Source organism: Pseudomonas sp. 2822-15 (genome assembly GCF_002742515.1).
GTDB lineage: Bacteria > Pseudomonadota > Gammaproteobacteria > Pseudomonadales > Pseudomonadaceae > Aquipseudomonas > Aquipseudomonas salomonii.
On record NZ_LJRY01000187.1, the window covers coordinates 631,119 to 646,204 of the forward strand.

14 protein-coding genes are annotated in these 15,086 nt (G+C 61.6%); 8 read left to right on the forward strand and 6 right to left on the reverse strand.

Annotation, left to right across the window (positions count from 1 at the left end):
• Position 1: 1 nt before the first annotated feature.
• The 4 genes from AOA59_RS17760 to AOA59_RS17775 form a co-directional block, all read right to left on the reverse strand.
• Positions 2 to 481, reverse strand: coding sequence for a thioesterase family protein (locus tag AOA59_RS17760; protein ID WP_099488510.1), 480 nt, complete (start codon positions 479 to 481; stop codon positions 2 to 4).
• A gap of 117 nt (positions 482 to 598) precedes the next feature.
• Entirely contained in the window at positions 599 to 1,564 is a 966-nt protein-coding gene (locus AOA59_RS17765) for an L-carnitine dehydrogenase (RefSeq protein WP_099488512.1), read from the reverse strand.
• Positions 1,565 to 1,710: 146 nt separating this feature from the next.
• The gene (locus AOA59_RS17770) at positions 1,711 to 2,598 is read right to left on the reverse strand and encodes a 3-keto-5-aminohexanoate cleavage protein (protein ID WP_017139368.1); all 888 of its coding nucleotides are present in this window, start codon (positions 2,596 to 2,598) and stop codon (positions 1,711 to 1,713) included.
• 77 nt (positions 2,599 to 2,675) lie between these two features.
• Positions 2,676 to 3,620 carry a choline ABC transporter substrate-binding protein gene (locus tag AOA59_RS17775; RefSeq protein ID WP_069786995.1) on the reverse strand — a complete coding sequence of 315 codons (945 nt, stop codon included), beginning with the start codon at positions 3,618 to 3,620 and terminating at the stop codon, positions 2,676 to 2,678.
• A 194-nt stretch (positions 3,621 to 3,814) separates the two neighbouring features.
• On the opposite strand from AOA59_RS17775, the gene AOA59_RS17780 reads away from it, so the two are divergent.
• The gene (locus AOA59_RS17780) at positions 3,815 to 4,759 is read left to right on the forward strand and encodes a GlxA family transcriptional regulator (protein WP_099488514.1); all 945 of its coding nucleotides are present in this window, start codon (positions 3,815 to 3,817) and stop codon (positions 4,757 to 4,759) included.
• 68 nt (positions 4,760 to 4,827) lie between these two features.
• Complete coding sequence (locus AOA59_RS17785) at positions 4,828 to 6,018, forward strand: AAA family ATPase (RefSeq protein WP_099488516.1); 1,191 nt, start codon at positions 4,828 to 4,830, stop codon at positions 6,016 to 6,018.
• Between the two features lie 113 nt (positions 6,019 to 6,131).
• On the opposite strand, the gene AOA59_RS17790 is transcribed toward AOA59_RS17785, so the two are convergent.
• The gene (locus AOA59_RS17790) at positions 6,132 to 6,548 is read right to left on the reverse strand and encodes a DUF3010 family protein (RefSeq protein WP_099488517.1); all 417 of its coding nucleotides are present in this window, start codon (positions 6,546 to 6,548) and stop codon (positions 6,132 to 6,134) included.
• A 41-nt stretch (positions 6,549 to 6,589) separates the two neighbouring features.
• Positions 6,590 to 6,991 carry a lysozyme inhibitor LprI family protein gene (locus AOA59_RS17795; protein ID WP_056857778.1) on the reverse strand — a complete coding sequence of 134 codons (402 nt, stop codon included), beginning with the start codon at positions 6,989 to 6,991 and terminating at the stop codon, positions 6,590 to 6,592.
• A gap of 219 nt (positions 6,992 to 7,210) precedes the next feature.
• Between AOA59_RS17795 and AOA59_RS17800 the strand changes: the two genes are divergently transcribed.
• The 6 genes from AOA59_RS17800 to AOA59_RS17825 all read left to right on the forward strand — a co-directional run bounded on the left by AOA59_RS17800 (position 7,211) and on the right by AOA59_RS17825 (position 14,977).
• On the forward strand, positions 7,211 to 8,188 hold the full coding sequence (locus AOA59_RS17800) for a dipeptidase (protein WP_014720245.1): 978 nt from the start codon (positions 7,211 to 7,213) through the stop codon (positions 8,186 to 8,188).
• 69 nt (positions 8,189 to 8,257) lie between these two features.
• Positions 8,258 to 8,788 (forward strand): DUF5943 domain-containing protein, encoded by a 531-nt coding sequence (locus AOA59_RS17805; protein WP_034116150.1) that lies wholly within the window; start codon positions 8,258 to 8,260, stop codon positions 8,786 to 8,788.
• Between the two features lie 16 nt (positions 8,789 to 8,804).
• Positions 8,805 to 10,865 (forward strand): dimethylglycine demethylation protein DgcA, encoded by a 2,061-nt coding sequence (gene dgcA / locus AOA59_RS17810; RefSeq protein WP_099488519.1) that lies wholly within the window; start codon positions 8,805 to 8,807, stop codon positions 10,863 to 10,865.
• Between the two features lie 167 nt (positions 10,866 to 11,032).
• A complete protein-coding gene (gene dgcB / locus AOA59_RS17815; RefSeq protein WP_099488520.1) occupies positions 11,033 to 12,976 on the forward strand; it encodes a dimethylglycine demethylation protein DgcB in 1,944 nt (647 codons plus the stop codon).
• Positions 12,976 to 14,196 carry an electron transfer flavoprotein subunit alpha/FixB family protein gene (locus AOA59_RS17820; protein WP_099488522.1) on the forward strand — a complete coding sequence of 407 codons (1,221 nt, stop codon included), beginning with the start codon at positions 12,976 to 12,978 and terminating at the stop codon, positions 14,194 to 14,196. The genes dgcB and AOA59_RS17820 overlap by 1 nt, the downstream gene beginning before the upstream one ends.
• A 10-nt stretch (positions 14,197 to 14,206) precedes the next feature.
• Positions 14,207 to 14,977 (forward strand): electron transfer flavoprotein subunit beta, encoded by a 771-nt coding sequence (locus tag AOA59_RS17825; protein ID WP_099488524.1) that lies wholly within the window; start codon positions 14,207 to 14,209, stop codon positions 14,975 to 14,977.
• Positions 14,978 to 15,086 lie beyond the last annotated feature (109 nt).

Here is a 15,086-nt window from a genome sequence, read left to right on the forward strand (position 1 = left end):
CTTATGGTTTTTTGGGGGGTAATCCAATCACTCGGCCCAGCAAGGCAGGGCGGGGCAGGTCGGCCTGTTCGGCATTGATGCCCGCGAGCTTTTCCAGGGTGGCCTCGGTAAACGGCGTCGAATGCGGCCCGGCCAGATCGACGTGCAGCAGCATCTGTTCGTTGCCGGCCAATTCCTTCGCATCGCCCACAAGGTGCAGGCTGTGATAGAGGTGCAGGCGCTTGGCGTCGTGGGCGATCAGTTGGGTGTGCACCTCTACGTCTGCGCCGAGTTTCACTTCGTGCAGGTAGTTGAGGTGCAGTTCCAGGGTGAACAGCGAGTGACCGCTGGCTTCGCGGTTTTCGCTGTCCAGCCCGAGGGTGTCCATCAGCGCGTCGGTGGCGTAGCTGAAGATCAGCAGGTAGAACGCATCACGCAGGTGGCCGTTGTAATCGACCCAGTCGGGCTGGATTTTGGTGGTGTAGGTGGTCAGTGCAGGCATGGCGTGGATTCCGAAAATGTACTCGGTCAATTGTGGGAGCTGGCTTGCCTGCGATGGCAATGGTGAATCTTGCATCGCCATCGCAGGCAAGCCAGCTCCCACAGAGATCAACAGCGGTTATTCAGCGAAAGTCATACCGTGTTTTTCCTTAGTGGTCTTCACAGCTTCAAGCACCGCCAGCAAGCAATCATCACGATAGCGCTCCAGCGCCGAAATGCTGTGTTTACCCAGCTGATCGCTGGTGCCGTCGACCACATCATCAATCAACTTGTCGGTCAGCTCCGGCGCAGGCAAATACGTCCACGGCAACTGCAGTGCCGGGCCGAACTGGGCCATGAAGTGGCGCATTCCGGCATCGCCGCCGGCCAGGGTGTAGGTCAGGAATGTGCCCATGAACGACCAGCGCAAACCGGCACCAAAACGAATCGCGTCATCGATCTCGCCCGTGGTTGCCACGCCATCATTGACCAGGTGCAACGCCTCACGCCACAGCGCTTCAAGCAAACGGTCGGCAATAAACCCTGGCACTTCCTTGCGCACATGCAGCGGGCGCATGCCGAGGGATTCATACACCTTGATCGCCGCTTGAATCGCCTCCGGCGCGGTGTGCTTGCCGCCCACCACTTCCACCAGCGGCAACAGGTAAACCGGGTTGAACGGGTGCCCGACCACGCAGCGTTCCGGGTGCGTTGAGCCCTCGTAGAACTCACTCGGCAACAGGCCCGAAGTGCTGGAGCCAATCAGTGCGTTCGGCTTGGCGGCGGCGCTGATTTTGCTGTGCAATTCCAGCTTCAGCTCCAGACGTTCCGGGGCGCTTTCCTGGATGAAGTCGGCGTCTTTTACGCATTCTTCAATGGTGGTGACAAAGCGCAGGCGATCCTGGGAGGCACCCGGCGCCAGGCCTTGTTTCTCCAAGGCGCCCCAGGCGTTGGCGACACGTTTGCGCAGCGCTGCTTCAGCGCCGGGCGCCGGGTCCCAGGCGACCACATCCAGGCCGTGGGCCAGGGCACGGGACACCCAGCCGCTGCCGATAACACCGCTGCCGAGGGCGGCGAAGGTTTTGATTCCGGTGATAAAGCTCATGTCGACAATCCCTGAATAATGTGAAGAACCCTGTGGGAGCGGGCTTGCTCGCGAATGCGGTGTGTCAGTTGATGCATTCGGTGACTGATTCACCGCATTCGCGAGCAAGCCCGCTCCCACATTTTTGATCCGGTTTCGGCAGGGGATTAACCGCGCTTGGTCAGGCCCATCTTGATTCGGCCTTCCGCCGGGGTCATGACCCGAGCACCCAGGCGGCTGAGGATTTCACTCGCGCGCTCCACCAGTTGGCCGTTAGTGGCGAGCACGCCCTTGTCCAGCCATAGGTTGTCTTCCAGGCCGACCCGCACGTTGCCGCCCAGCAGCACCGCTTGCGCCGCCATGGGCATTTGCATGCGGCCGATGCCGAAGCCAGCCCACACGGCGTCGGCAGGCAGGTTGTCGACCATGGCTTTCATGGTGGTGGTGTCGGCCGGCGCGCCCCATGGGATGCCCAGGCACAGTTGGAACAGCGGGTTGTCGAGCAAGCCTTCCTTGATCATCTGCTTGGCGAACCACAGGTGGCCGGTGTCGAAAATTTCCAGCTCGGCCTTAACGCCCAGCTCCTGAATGCGTTTGGCACCCGCCCGCAGCTGCGCCGGGGTAGAGACGTAAATAGTGTCGCCATCGCCGAAGTTGAGTGTGCCGCAGTCCAGGGTGCAAATTTCCGGCAGCAGCTCTTCAACATGGGCCAGGCGCGTCAGCGGGCCGACCAGGTCGGTGTTGGGGCCGAACTCCATCGGGTTCTCGCCGCCGCCGATCTCCAGGTCGCCGCCCATGCCGGCGGTGAGGTTGACGATAATGTCGATGTCGGCCTCGCGGATGCGCTCCATCACTTCGCGGTACAGCGCCACGTCGCGGCTGAACTTGCCGGTTTGCGGGTCACGCACATGGCAGTGCACCACGGTGGCGCCGGCCTTGGCGGCTTCCACGGCGGCGGCGGCGATTTGTTTGGGAGTGACCGGCACATGCGGGCTGCGGCTGGTCGTGTCGCCAGCACCGGTGAGTGCGCAGGTGATGATGACGTCGTGGTTCATGAGGCGGTTCCTTACAGGCGGGCGTAGTGATGCCGTTCGCAGCCAACAGCGGCTGCGATACGGTGATGCGAATCAGGTTATTTGCTGGTCAGTTGCAGGTTGGCCGCAGCCGGTTTGCCGTCGAAGGTGGTCACGCCTTCAAGCCAGCGCTGCTGGTCTTGCGGGTGATCCTTGAGCCATTGCTTCGCCGATTCGAGAGCGTCCTTGTGATCCAGCAACGGCTGCATCATTCGGCTCTCGTCGGCGGCGGTGAAAGTCAGGTTGGTCAGCAGTTTGTGCACGTTGGGGCATTGCTCGGCGTAGGTCGGTGAAGTCACGCTCCACACCGTGGCCATGCCTTCGTTCGGGCCCAGGGCGTCATCGCTGCCGGTGAGGTAAGTCATGGCGACGTTGACGTTCATCGGGTGCGGCGCCCAGCCGAAGAACACCACGGCTTCTTTGCGGCGCACGGCGCGGTCGACGGCGGCGAGCATCCCGGCTTCGCTGGACTCCACCAACTGGAACTTGCCGAGGCCGAACTGGTTCTTGGCGATCATCGCCTTGATCTGGGTATTGGCCCCCGAGCCTGGCTCGATGCCGTAGATCTTGCCGCCCAGTTCTTTTTCGAACCTGGCAATGTCGGCGAAGGTTTTCAGGCCTTTGTCCGCCAGGTAAGTCGGCACGGCGAGGGTGGCGCGCGCATCTTCCAGGCTCGGTTTGTCGAGGACTTTGACTTGCTTGGCGTCGACAAACGGCGTGATGGTCTGGGTCATCAGCGGGTTCCAGTAGCCCAGGAACATGTCCAGGCGCTGGTCGCGGATACCGGCGAAGATGATTTGCTGGGAGGCGCTGGTTTGTTTGGTCTTGTAGCCGAGGCCGTCGAGCAATACTTGGGTCATGGCGCTGGTGGCGATTACGTCGGTCCAGTTCACCACACCCATGCGCACGTTCCGGCAAGATTCTGCGTCGGCCGCGAGTACGCTGGTGCTCAAGATGGCGCTGGCGCTGAGTGCAAGCACGCAGCGGCTGATCAGTCGGTTCATGGTGGATCCCTCGGCAGGTCGTTATTGTGGGGTCCGGCGTCTTTGTGCGCCGTGGGATCACGTTACGCAGCTTGAGGGGAGGCAAAGCGCACGGCGGCGACCAGCTCTTGCACTGCAGCGACCTGTGCTCTTGAATGGCCGGTTGAACTGGCGTATCACAGTGAGCACGCTGCCCGTCCTACGAGAGCGCCACCATGTCCCAGGATTTCTACTTTCTGCTGATGCCGGGTTTCTCGGCCATCGGCTTTATTTCCGCGCTGGAACCGCTGCGCGTGGCCAACCGCTTTCGCGGCGAGTTGTACCGCTGGCACGTGTTGAGTGCCGATGGCGGCGCGGTGCTGGCGAGCAATGGCATGTCGGTGAACGCCGACGCCGCGCTGGAGCCGCTGAAAAAAGGTGCGACGCTGATGGTGGTCGCAGGCTTCGAACCCTTGAAGTTCACCACGCCCGCACTGGAACACTGGCTGCGTCGCCTTGATCACGATGGCGTGACCCTCGGCGCCATCGACACCGGCGCCTGTGTGCTCGCAGAAGCCGGTTTGCTCGACGGCCACCGCCTGACCCTGCACTGGGAAGCCATCGACGCGTTCAAGGAGTCCTATCCACAGCTCACGGTGACCCAGGAGCTGTTCGAGATTGACCGCCGGCGCATCACTTGCGCCGGTGGCACCGCCTCCATCGACCTGATGCTCGACCTGATCGCCCAGGCCCACGGCCCGGACCTGGCCATCCAGGTGTCCGAGCAGTTCGTGCTCGGACGCATCCGCCCGCGCAAAGACCACCAGCGCATGCAGATCGCCACGCGTTATGGCATCAACAACAAGAAGCTGGTGCAGGTGATCGGTGAGATGGAGCAACACAGCGAACCGCCGCTGAGCACATTGGCGTTGGCCGAGGCGATCAAGGTCACGCGGCGCCAGCTGGAGCGCCTGTTCCGTCTGCACCTGAACGACACGCCGAGCAACTTCTACCTCGGCCTGCGCCTGGAAAAAGCCCGGCAGCTATTGCGCCAGAGCCACATGAGCGTGCTGGAAGTGAGTATTGCGTGCGGGTTTGAGTCACCGTCGTACTTCACCCGCAGCTACAGGGCGCGGTTTGCCAAGTGCCCGAGAGAGGATCGGCGACGGGAGGTGGTTTGACGGGCAATTATAGTAAATTATACTCTTCACTATAATTTATAGCTGTTCCGATAATTGAGTATAAAACCATGTCCAAGCACAGCGGCTTTGTGTTTCGCCGCCCGACGCTGGCTCGCAGCATTGCTGATGGCTTGGTCGGCGCCGGGATTCAGGATTTCACTTCAGGCCTGTTCCTCGCAGCACCTCGACGCACCGGCAAAAGCACCTTTTTGCGCGAAGACCTGATCCCGGAGTGTCAACTGCGGGGTTGGCTGGCGGTTTACGTGGATCTCTGGGCTGACAAAGAGAAAGATCCTGCGGAGTTGATTGCCAGCGCGATTGCTGCGGCGCTGGTGCCCTATGAAAAGGGTATTCGCAAGCTGGCCAAGAACATTGGAATCGAGAAGCTAAGCTTCCTGCGCACGCTTTCCTGGGACTTCAGCAAGCCTCAATTGCCGGTTGGCGCGACGCTGACTCAAGCGTTGGAGTTGCTCCACAGCGCTGCCGAAAAGCCCGTCGTACTGGTGATTGATGAAGCGCAGCACGCACTGACCACCGAGTCCGGCATCAACGCGATGTTCGCGTTGAAAGCTGCCCGAGATCAGCTCAACCAAGGCCGTGACGAGGAGGGCAGAGGCTTGCGCCTGGTGTTCACCGGCTCCAATCGCGACAAGCTCGCGCATTTGGTCCTCGGTAAAAGCCAGCCATTCTTCGGCTCCAGCATCACGCCCTTTCCCTTGCTCGGCAAAGCGTTCACTCAGGCCTACACCGTGCACCTCAACGCACACTTGGCCAGCACCAATCAGTTCAACGCTGCGGATATCGACGAAGCCTTCGAACTGGTCGGCCGTCGCCCGGAGATGCTGCGTACCATCATCGGCGAAGTGGCGCTGGAATTGGGCGAGGCGAGCAACCTGGGCCAACTGCTGCACAGCCGCGCCGAACTGTTGCGTGCCGGCGTGTGGACCGAATTTGAAAGCGCGTGGAATAACCTCACCGTTCCCCAGCGTGCTGTGTTGGCGGTGATGGTGGAGCGCTCGCAGAACAACGAGCCTTTTGCGCCGTTTACCGATAGCACACTCACGGCGGTCAGCAAGGCACTGGAGGACATGGGCAGCGACGTAGTGCCGGGCACCCAGACCATTCAGGCCTGTATCGATGCCTTGCGTGACAAAGAGTTGGTGTGGAAGTCGAGTCGCGGCGGGTATGCCCTGGAAGACAAATCCTTTGGCGATTGGCTGCTGCACAAGCGCCGTACACCGAACTCCAAGACACCATAAATCAACTGTGGGAGCTGGCTTGCCTGCGATAGCGGTAGATCAGGCAGTGCAGCGTTATCTGGCAGGCCGCCATCGCAGGCAAGCCAGCTCCCACAGGGGATTGGTGGTGTGGCTTATTTTTTTACCAGCGCCGAACACGCTGCCTTGAAGGCCTCATGCTGATACTTGTTCAGCGTCGCCGGCAGGGCAAAATCGTGCTTCTTGTTCTGCGCATTGATGGTCTGCGGCGACAGCAATGTCACCTCAACCCCGTCCAGCAACTGAAACACCCCTTCAATCTTGAACGTGGTCGGGCCACCGGCGAATTCGCCTTTCTTGCTGCGTTTTTTGATCGCGATGCGGGTGATGGCGTTTGCCTGCACAAAGGCCTTCACCTGGGCGGCGAAGGCTTTGACGTTGGCCGCCTCATCGTCGTCTTCAAGGGCGATTTTCTTGGTGGCCAGCGCCACGTGAGTCAGCGTCAGGCCATCCTGGGAAGCGACGGCGATGATGGCTTCGCTGCCTTTGATTTCAATGCCGCAGATAGTCATGCAAGAGCCTTGTTTCAGAGAGAAAGTGACGGGATTGTCGCTTATTCCTGCCCAATCGACTCCAAAAACTCCGACCGCTCATCACTCATCCGCGCCAGGCAGTCATTCTGTTGAATCGCGTAGTCCTTGCTGCCATTCACCGCCGGGAAGGTGTCCACCGCGCAATCGGCATCGCGAAGTTTTTCCCACTTCTGCTGGGCATCCTTCAGACGAGCGGTAATGTCGGCCAGTTGCGATTTGTTGCTGCCATAGGTTGAACCCATGCGTTCGAGCAAGCCCTGATAGTTATCCTTGAGCAATTGCTCGGCGGTGGTTTTGTTATAGGTGGCGCATTCCAGGGTTTGTTTGTCGTTTTCGATGCCATCGCAAGGCGTGTTGTCGGTGTCTTCGGCGGCGTGGACGCCGGTTGCGATGAGTGCCAAAGCCAGGAAAATCGATTTCATTGCGCCGTCTCATATCAGGTGATGAGCAAATTCTGGCTCAAGCGTGGGACAAAGAACAGCCACCCGTCAGCGATGTCATGTAGGCCTTTGTCGCTGATTGACGCTTTCGGCAATTCCCCTGTCGTTTTTGCACCCGGCTCAGGTTGCCCCTGGGCATATGCTGGCCCCAAAGCGCCGGCAGACGATTCGGCGCATGAATCGCCAATAAGGGGACGCCTGATGAGCCCAGCCGAGTTGCACGCCGACAGCATCGTTATCGACGGTCTGATTATTGCCAAGTGGAACCGCGACCTGTTCGAAGACATGCGCAAAGGTGGCCTCACCGCCGCCAACTGCACGGTGTCGGTGTGGGAAGGCTTCCAGGCCACGATCAACAACATCGTTGCCAGCCAGACCCTGATCCGTGAAAACAGCGACCTGGTGATCCCGGTGAAAACCACCGCCGACATTCGCCGTGCAAAAGAGCAGGGCAAGACCGGCATCATCTTCGGCTTCCAGAACGCCCATGCGTTTGAGGACCAGCTGGGCTACGTCGAGATCTTCAAGCAGCTCGGCGTGGGTGTGGTGCAGATGTGCTACAACACCCAGAACCTGGTCGGCACCGGTTGCTACGAGCGTGATGGCGGCCTGTCGGGCTTTGGTCGTGAAATCGTCGGCGAGATGAACCGTGTCGGCATCATGTGCGACCTGTCCCACGTCGGTTCCAAGACCAGCGAAGAAGTCATCCTCGAATCGAAAAAGCCGGTGTGCTACTCCCACTGCCTGCCGTCGGGCCTTAAAGAGCACCCGCGCAACAAGTCCGATGAAGAACTCAAGTTCATCGCCGACCATGGCGGTTTTGTCGGCGTGACCATGTTCGCGCCGTTCCTGGCCAAGGGCATCGATTCGACCATCGACGACTACGCCGAAGCCATCGAATACACCATGAACATCGTCGGCGAAGACGCGATCGGCATCGGCACCGACTTCACCCAGGGCCATGGCCAGGATTTCTTCGAGATGCTGACCCATGACAAGGGTTACGCCCGCCGCCTGACCAGCTTCGGCAAGATCATCAACCCGCTGGGCATCCGCACCGTGGGCGAGTTTCCCAACCTCACCGAGACCCTGCTCAAACGCGGCCACAGCGAGCGCGTGGTGCGCAAGATCATGGGCGAGAACTGGGTCAACGTCCTTAAAGACGTCTGGGGCGAATAAGCCACCGCATTTTTCCCCCGGCCGTTCGCGTCGGGGGCACACCTAAGAATTTTCTGGAGTTAAGTTTCCATGGCCAAAATCGCCCCGCAATTGCCTATCGAAGTCGACAGCGAAACCGGTGTCTGGACCTCCGACGCCCTGCCGATGCTGTATGTGCCACGGCATTTCTTCGTCAACAACCACATGGGCATCGAAGAAGTGCTGGGCGCCGACGCCTACGCCGAGATCCTCTACAAGGCCGGCTACAAATCTGCCTGGCACTGGTGCGAAAAAGAAGCTGAATGCCACGGCCTGGAAGGCGTTGCAGTGTTCGAGCATTACATGAAGCGCCTGTCGCAACGCGGCTGGGGCCTGTTCAAGATCCAGGACATCGACCTCGACAAAGGCACTGCCAGCGTCAAGCTCGAACACTCGGCGTTTGTCTACGTGTACGGCAAGGTCGGGCGCAAAGTGGACTACATGTTCACCGGCTGGTTTGCCGGTGCCATGGACCAGATTCTGCAAGCGCGCGGCAGCCAGATTCGCACCGTAGCCGAGCAAGTTTACGGAGGCTCCGAAGAGGGCCATGACGACGGCCTGTTTACCGTCAAGCCGTTGTAAGTCGAGGAACCGTGCCATGGCTTTCGAAGCAATGTTTGCGCCGATTCAGATCGGCAAACTGACCATCCGCAACCGCGTGCTCAGTACCGCCCACGCCGAGGTGTATGCCACCGACGGCGGCATGACCACCGACCGCTATGTGAAGTACTACGAAGAGAAAGCCAAGGGCGGTATCGGCCTGGCAATCTGTGGCGGCTCCTCGGTGGTGGCCATCGACAGCCCGCAGGAGTGGTGGAGCTCGGTGAACCTGTCCACCGACCGCATCATCCCGCACTTCCAGAACCTGGCCGATGCCATGCACAAGCATGGCGCCAAGATCATGATCCAGATTACCCACATGGGCCGTCGCTCGCGCTGGGACGGCTTTAACTGGCCGACCCTGATGTCGCCGTCCGGCGTGCGTGAGCCGGTGCACCGTGCGACCTGCAAGACCATCGAGCCGGAAGAAATCTGGCGCGTAATCGGCAACTACGCCAGCGCCGCCAAGCGCGCCAAGGCCGGTGGCCTGGACGGTGTGGAACTGTCTGCGGTGCACCAGCACATGATCGACCAGTTCTGGAGCCCGCGGGTCAACAAGCGTACCGACGAATGGGGCGGCACCTTCGAGGGCCGCATGAAGTTCGGCCTGGAAGTGCTCAAAGCCGTGCGCGCCGAGGTCGGTGACGACTTTTGCGTGGGCATGCGCCTGTGTGGCGACGAGTTCCACCCGGACGGCCTGTCCCACGAGGACATGAAGCAGATCGCCAAGTATTACGATGACACCGGCATGCTCGATTTTATCGGCGTGGTGGGCTCGGGTTGCGACACCCACAACACCCTGGCCAACGTGATCCCCAACATGAGCTACCCGCCGGAGCCGTTCCTGCATCTGGCGGCCGGTATCAAGGAAGTGGTCAAGGTTCCGGTGCTGCACGCGCAGAACATCAAGGACCCGAATCAAGCCACACGCATTCTGGAAGGCGGCTATGTGGACATGGTCGGCATGACCCGTGCGCACATCGCCGACCCGCACCTGATCGCCAAGATCAAGATGGGCCAGATCGACCAGATCAAACAGTGCGTCGGTGCCAACTACTGCATCGACCGCCAATACCAGGGCCTGGATGTGTTGTGCATCCAGAACGCCGCGACCTCCCGTGAATACATGGGCGTGCCGCACATCATCGAGAAGTCCACCGGGGTCAAACGCAAAGTCGTGGTGGTGGGTGCCGGCCCGGCCGGCATGGAAGCGGCGCGGGTCGCGGCCGAACGTGGCCACGATGTGACCCTGTTCGAGAAGAAAGAATTTATCGGCGGGCAAATCACCACCGCCTCCAAAGCCCCGCAGCGTGACCAGATCGCCGGCATCACGCGCTGGTTCCAGCTGGAGCTGGCACGCTTGAAGGTCGACCTGCGCCTGGGCGTGGCGGCCGATGCCGACACCATCCTCGACCTGCGCCCTGACATCGTGGTGCTGGCCGTCGGCGGGCATCCGTTTATCGAGCAGAACGAACATTGGGGCGCCGCTGAAGGTTTGGTGGTGAGCAGTTGGGACGTGCTCGACGGCAAAGTCGCGCCGGGCAAGAACGTGCTGGTGTACGACACCATCTGCGAGTTCACCGGCATGTCGGTGGCCGACTTCCTGGCCGACAAAGGCTGCCAGGTGGAAATCGTCACCGACGACATCAAGCCTGGCGTGGCGATTGGCGGTACGTCGTTCCCGACTTACTACCGCAGCATGTACCCCAAAGAAGTGATCATGACCGGCGACATGATGCTGGAAAAGGTCTACCGCGAGGGCGACAAGCTGGTGGCGGTGCTGGAGAACGAATACACCGGCGCCAAGGAAGAACGCGTGGTTGACCAGGTGGTGGTCGAGAACGGTGTGCGCCCGGACGAGGTCATCTACTACGGGCTCAAGGAAGGTTCGCGCAACAAGGGCCAGATCGACGTCGAAGCCTTGTTCGCGATCAAACCACAGCCGTGCTTGAGCGAGGTGGGTGAGGGGTACTTGCTGTTCCGCATCGGTGACTGTGTGGCGCAGCGTAATACCCACGCCGCGATCTATGACGCCCTGCGCTTGTGCAAGGATTTCTAGGCAACCACCGAACCACTGTGGGAACCGGTCAATGTGGGAGCCGGGCTTGCCCGCGATGCAGGCGACTCGGTCTTGAGTGACACCGAGGCGATGCCATCGCAGGCAAGCCAGCTCCCACCTTTATCCGGTTCCCATGCAAGACCTGTGTGGTCTTTGGGAGCTTCACCATGTTGAACACTTTGCTTCCTATTCTTTTGTTTGCAGCCATCGGCCTCGCCGCCCTCGGCGCCCTGCGCCGGGTCAACATGTGGCGCCGTGGCCGCGCGTCCAAGGTCGACCTGCTCGGCGGCCTGCTGGCCATGCCCAAGCGCTATATGGTTGACCTGCACCACGTGGTGGCCCGCGACAAATACATCGCCAACACCCACGTCGCCACCGCCCTGGGCTTTGTGCTGTCGGCGCTGCTGGCTATTTTGGTGCACGGTTTTGGCCTGCATAACCGTATCCTCGGCTATGCCTTGCTGCTGGCCTCGGTGCTGATGTTCGTCGGCGCCACCTTCGTCTACCTGCGTCGGCGCAACCCACCCGCGCGCCTGTCGAAAGGCCCGTGGATGCGCCTGCCGAAAAGCCTGATGGCGTTCTCGGTCAGCTTCTTTGTGGTGACCTTGCCGGTGGCCGGAATTTTGCCTGCCGACTTTGGCGGCTGGCTGCTCGCCGCGCTCTTGAGCCTGGGCGTGCTGTGGGGCGTGAGCGAAATGTTCTTCGGCATGACCTGGGGCGGGCCGATGAAACACGCCTTCGCCGGTGCCCTGCACCTGGCCTGGCACCGTCGCGCCGAGCGTTTTGGTGGTGGCCGCTCCACCGGTTTGAAGCCGCTCGACCTCAGCGATAAAAATGCGCCATTGGGCGTGGAAAAACCCAAGGATTTCACCTGGAACCAACTGCTCGGTTTCGACGCCTGCGTGCAGTGCGGCAAGTGCGAAGCGGCGTGCCCGGCGTTCGCCGCCGGCCAGCCGCTGAACCCGAAAAAACTCATTCAGGACATGGTCGTCGGCCTGGCCGGTGGCACCGATGCCAAGTTCGCCGGTAGCCCTTACCCAGGCAAGCCGATAGGCGAACATGGCGGCAACCCGCACCAGCCCATCGTCAACGGCCTGGTCGACGCCGAAACCCTGTGGTCGTGCACCACCTGCCGCGCCTGCGTGGAAGAGTGCCCGATGATGATCGAGCACGTCGACGCCATCGTCGACATGCGCCGCCACCTCACCCTGGAAAAAGGCGCCACGCCGAACAAGGGCGCCGAAGTCCTGGAAAACCTGATCGCCACCGATAACCCCGGCGGTTTCGCACCGGGCGGTCGCCTCAACTGGGCAGCGGACCTGAACCTGCCGTTGCTCAGCGAAAAAGCCAGCTGCGACGTATTGTTCTGGGTCGGTGACGGCGCGTTCGACATGCGTAACCAACGCACCTTGCGCGCCTTCGTCAAAGTGCTCAAAGCGGCCAAAGTCGACTTTGCCGTGCTGGGCCTGGAAGAACGCGACAGCGGTGATGTGGCGCGGCGCCTGGGCGATGAAGCCACTTTCCAACTGCTGGCCACGCGCAATATCCGCACACTGGAAAAGTACAGCTTCAAGCGCATCGTCACCTGCGACCCGCACAGCTTTCACGTGCTGAAAAACGAATACGGCGCCTTCAACGGTAATTATGTCGTGCAGCACCACAGCACCTTCATGGCCGAACTGATCGACGAGGGCGCGCTGAACCTGGGCCAGCACAAGGGCAACAGCGTGACCTACCACGACCCTTGTTACCTGGGCCGCTACAACGGCGAATACGAGGCGCCGCGCCAAGTGCTGCGGGCGTTGGGTATCGAGGTCAAGGAAATGCAACGCTCGGGCTTCCGTTCGCGCTGCTGCGGCGGCGGTGGCGGCGCGCCGATCACCGATATTCCCGGCAAGCAGCGCATCCCGGATATGCGCATGGACGACATCCGCGAAACCGGCGCCGAGCTGGTGGCCGTGGGTTGTCCACAATGCACCGCAATGCTTGAGGGTGTAGTCGAGCCACGGCCACTGATCAAGGACATCGCTGAGTTGGTGGCCGACGCGTTGCTTGAAGACGCCACACCGGCCAAGGCCCCCATCAAGCGTCAACCTGCGGAGGTGCACTGATGAGCGACATTATCCGCCGCGACCCACGGGCCGAATGGATCGCCCGTAACCGCCTGCACCCGTTGCACGCGGCCATGCAGCCGCTGCAACACAGATGGATGGGGCCGAACGGCGTCATCCGCAAAAACGTGCATGGCGTGGGTTTTATCGGCCCCAACGGCATCAAGCGTATCGACCGCAGCGGCGCCCAGCAGGGCGGCGCGGCCAAGCGCACGGCGGCGGTGGAAGTGCAGTTGCCGTTGCACCAGGTAACAGCGCCGGCGTTCTACATCAACGTGGTGCCGGACATGGTCGGTGGCCGCCTGAGCAGCCATGACCGCGACTTGCTCGGCCTGGCCCGGCAACTCGCCGGCAGTGACGGTGCAGTGCTGGCGGTGGTGTTTGGCGAGCACAAAGAAAGTGCTTTTGCCACGGCGGGCGTCGATCGCCTGCTGGTGTTGGAAGGCCATGAATTCGAGGGTTATTCACCGGAGCAACGCATCCAGGGCTTGCGGGCTGTGGATAACCAGTTCAACCCGCGCCATTGGTTGCTGCCCGACAGCCGCAGTGGCGGCGGTGAATTGGGCCGGCGTTTTGCCGCGAGCCTCAAGGAACGCCCGGCCACACGCGTGTGGCAGATCAAGGGCGAGGAGTGCATCGGCCGCGCCGGTGCGGGCCAGGAGGATTTGGCCCGGCCACTGCCGCGCCTGATTCTGGCCGCGGTGGAATGCGCCGAGCCGGTCAGCGAAACCCGTCACGAAGCCTTGCCGGTGGAGTTATCCACAACTCTGGCGCGCAGCCTGCCGCGTATCGAGGATCTCGGCGCAGTGGCGGTGGACCCTGGGGCAATTCCGATGGCCGAGGCGGAGTTCATTTTCTCTGGCGGCAATGGCGTCAAGGATTGGGCATTATTCCACCAGACCGCAGCCGCCTTGGGCGCCACCGAAGGCGCGTCACGGGTGGCAGTGGACGATGGCTTTATGGCGCGTGATCGCCAGGTCGGCGCCAGCGGCACCTGGGTCACGGCACGGGTGTACGTGGCCGTGGGCATTTCCGGGGCGATCCAGCACCTGCAAGGCATCGGTGCCTGCGACAAGGTGGTAGCGATCAACCTCGACCCTGGCTGCGACATGATCAAGCGTGCCGACCTGTCGGTGATCGGCGAAAGCGCCGCGATTCTGCACGCCTTGATCGCCGCGGTCGAGGCCTACCGCCACGGCGCCAAGCGCGATGCGGCTTAAGGAAATGACCATGACCACGAATGTAATCAGCCTGGTGTCCATCGGCGCCCACCCGACCTCCGGCCGTCCGCGTCGTGCGGAGCAGGATGCCCGCGCCGTCGAGCTGGGCCTGCAGTTGGCTGGGGATAAGTTGCAGGTGTTGCATGCCGGTGACATCCAGGAACCCACTTTACGCAGCTACCTGGGCATGGGCCTGCCGCAATTGCATGTACTGGAACAACCGGCGGGCAGTGACGCCTTGCCGGTGCTCAGTGATTATCTGCGCGAGGCCGGCGCTCACGTGGTGCTCACCGGCAGCCAGGCGGAAACCGGCGAAGGCTCGGGTATGTTGCCGTTCCTGTTGGCCGAGCAATTGGGTTGGCCGTTGATAGTCGGGCTGGCGCAGGTTGAGTCTATCGACGGCGGCGTGGCCCATGTGCTGCAAGCCTTGCCGCGTGGCCAGCGGCGCCGCCTGAAGGTGCGCCTGCCGTTCCTGGCGACTGTGGATAACGCCGCGCCCAAGCCACGGCAAAGCGCCTATGGCCCGGCGCAGCGCGGGGAGCTGGCGGCCCATGAAGTCGAAATCGAGGCGGACGAGTTATTCACAGACGCGGTGCTGCAACCGGCCAAGCCCCGGCCCAAGCGCCTCAAGGTGATCAAGGCCAAGAGCGGCGCCGATCGCATGAAGGCCGCCACGGCCAAGGCCAGCGGCGGCGGTGGGCAGGTGCTCAAGGGGCTTACCCCTGAAGCGGGCGCGGAAGCGATTCTTAAGCTACTCATCGAAGAAGGCGTGGTGCGCTGATTGCCTGCAGAAGCTGGCTTGTGTGGGAGCAGGCAAGCCAGCTCCCACAGAAAAACCCGCCCCCGCACTGTTTTTACAGTGCATTGCCCGGATTACCCACAATCCCTGT

Bases quoted from the DNA above. Each gene is read 5' to 3' on its own strand.
- AOA59_RS17760 (WP_099488510.1), bottom strand. From the start codon at position 481: ATGCCTGCACTGACCACCTACACCACCAAAATCCAGCCCGACTGGGTC.
- AOA59_RS17765 (WP_099488512.1), bottom strand. From the start codon at position 1,564: ATGAGCTTTATCACCGGAATCAAAACCTTCGCCGCCCTCGGCAGCGGT.
- AOA59_RS17770 (WP_017139368.1), bottom strand. From the start codon at position 2,598: ATGAACCACGACGTCATCATCACCTGCGCACTCACCGGTGCTGGCGAC.
- AOA59_RS17775 (WP_069786995.1), bottom strand. From the start codon at position 3,620: ATGAACCGACTGATCAGCCGCTGCGTGCTTGCACTCAGCGCCAGCGCC.
- AOA59_RS17780 (WP_099488514.1), top strand. From the start codon at position 3,815: ATGTCCCAGGATTTCTACTTTCTGCTGATGCCGGGTTTCTCGGCCATC.
- AOA59_RS17785 (WP_099488516.1), top strand. From the start codon at position 4,828: ATGTCCAAGCACAGCGGCTTTGTGTTTCGCCGCCCGACGCTGGCTCGC.
- AOA59_RS17790 (WP_099488517.1), bottom strand. From the start codon at position 6,548: ATGACTATCTGCGGCATTGAAATCAAAGGCAGCGAAGCCATCATCGCC.
- AOA59_RS17795 (WP_056857778.1), bottom strand. From the start codon at position 6,991: ATGAAATCGATTTTCCTGGCTTTGGCACTCATCGCAACCGGCGTCCAC.
- AOA59_RS17800 (WP_014720245.1), top strand. From the start codon at position 7,211: ATGAGCCCAGCCGAGTTGCACGCCGACAGCATCGTTATCGACGGTCTG.
- AOA59_RS17805 (WP_034116150.1), top strand. From the start codon at position 8,258: ATGGCCAAAATCGCCCCGCAATTGCCTATCGAAGTCGACAGCGAAACC.
- dgcA (WP_099488519.1), top strand. From the start codon at position 8,805: ATGGCTTTCGAAGCAATGTTTGCGCCGATTCAGATCGGCAAACTGACC.
- dgcB (WP_099488520.1), top strand. From the start codon at position 11,033: ATGTTGAACACTTTGCTTCCTATTCTTTTGTTTGCAGCCATCGGCCTC.
- AOA59_RS17820 (WP_099488522.1), top strand. From the start codon at position 12,976: ATGAGCGACATTATCCGCCGCGACCCACGGGCCGAATGGATCGCCCGT.
- AOA59_RS17825 (WP_099488524.1), top strand. From the start codon at position 14,207: ATGACCACGAATGTAATCAGCCTGGTGTCCATCGGCGCCCACCCGACC.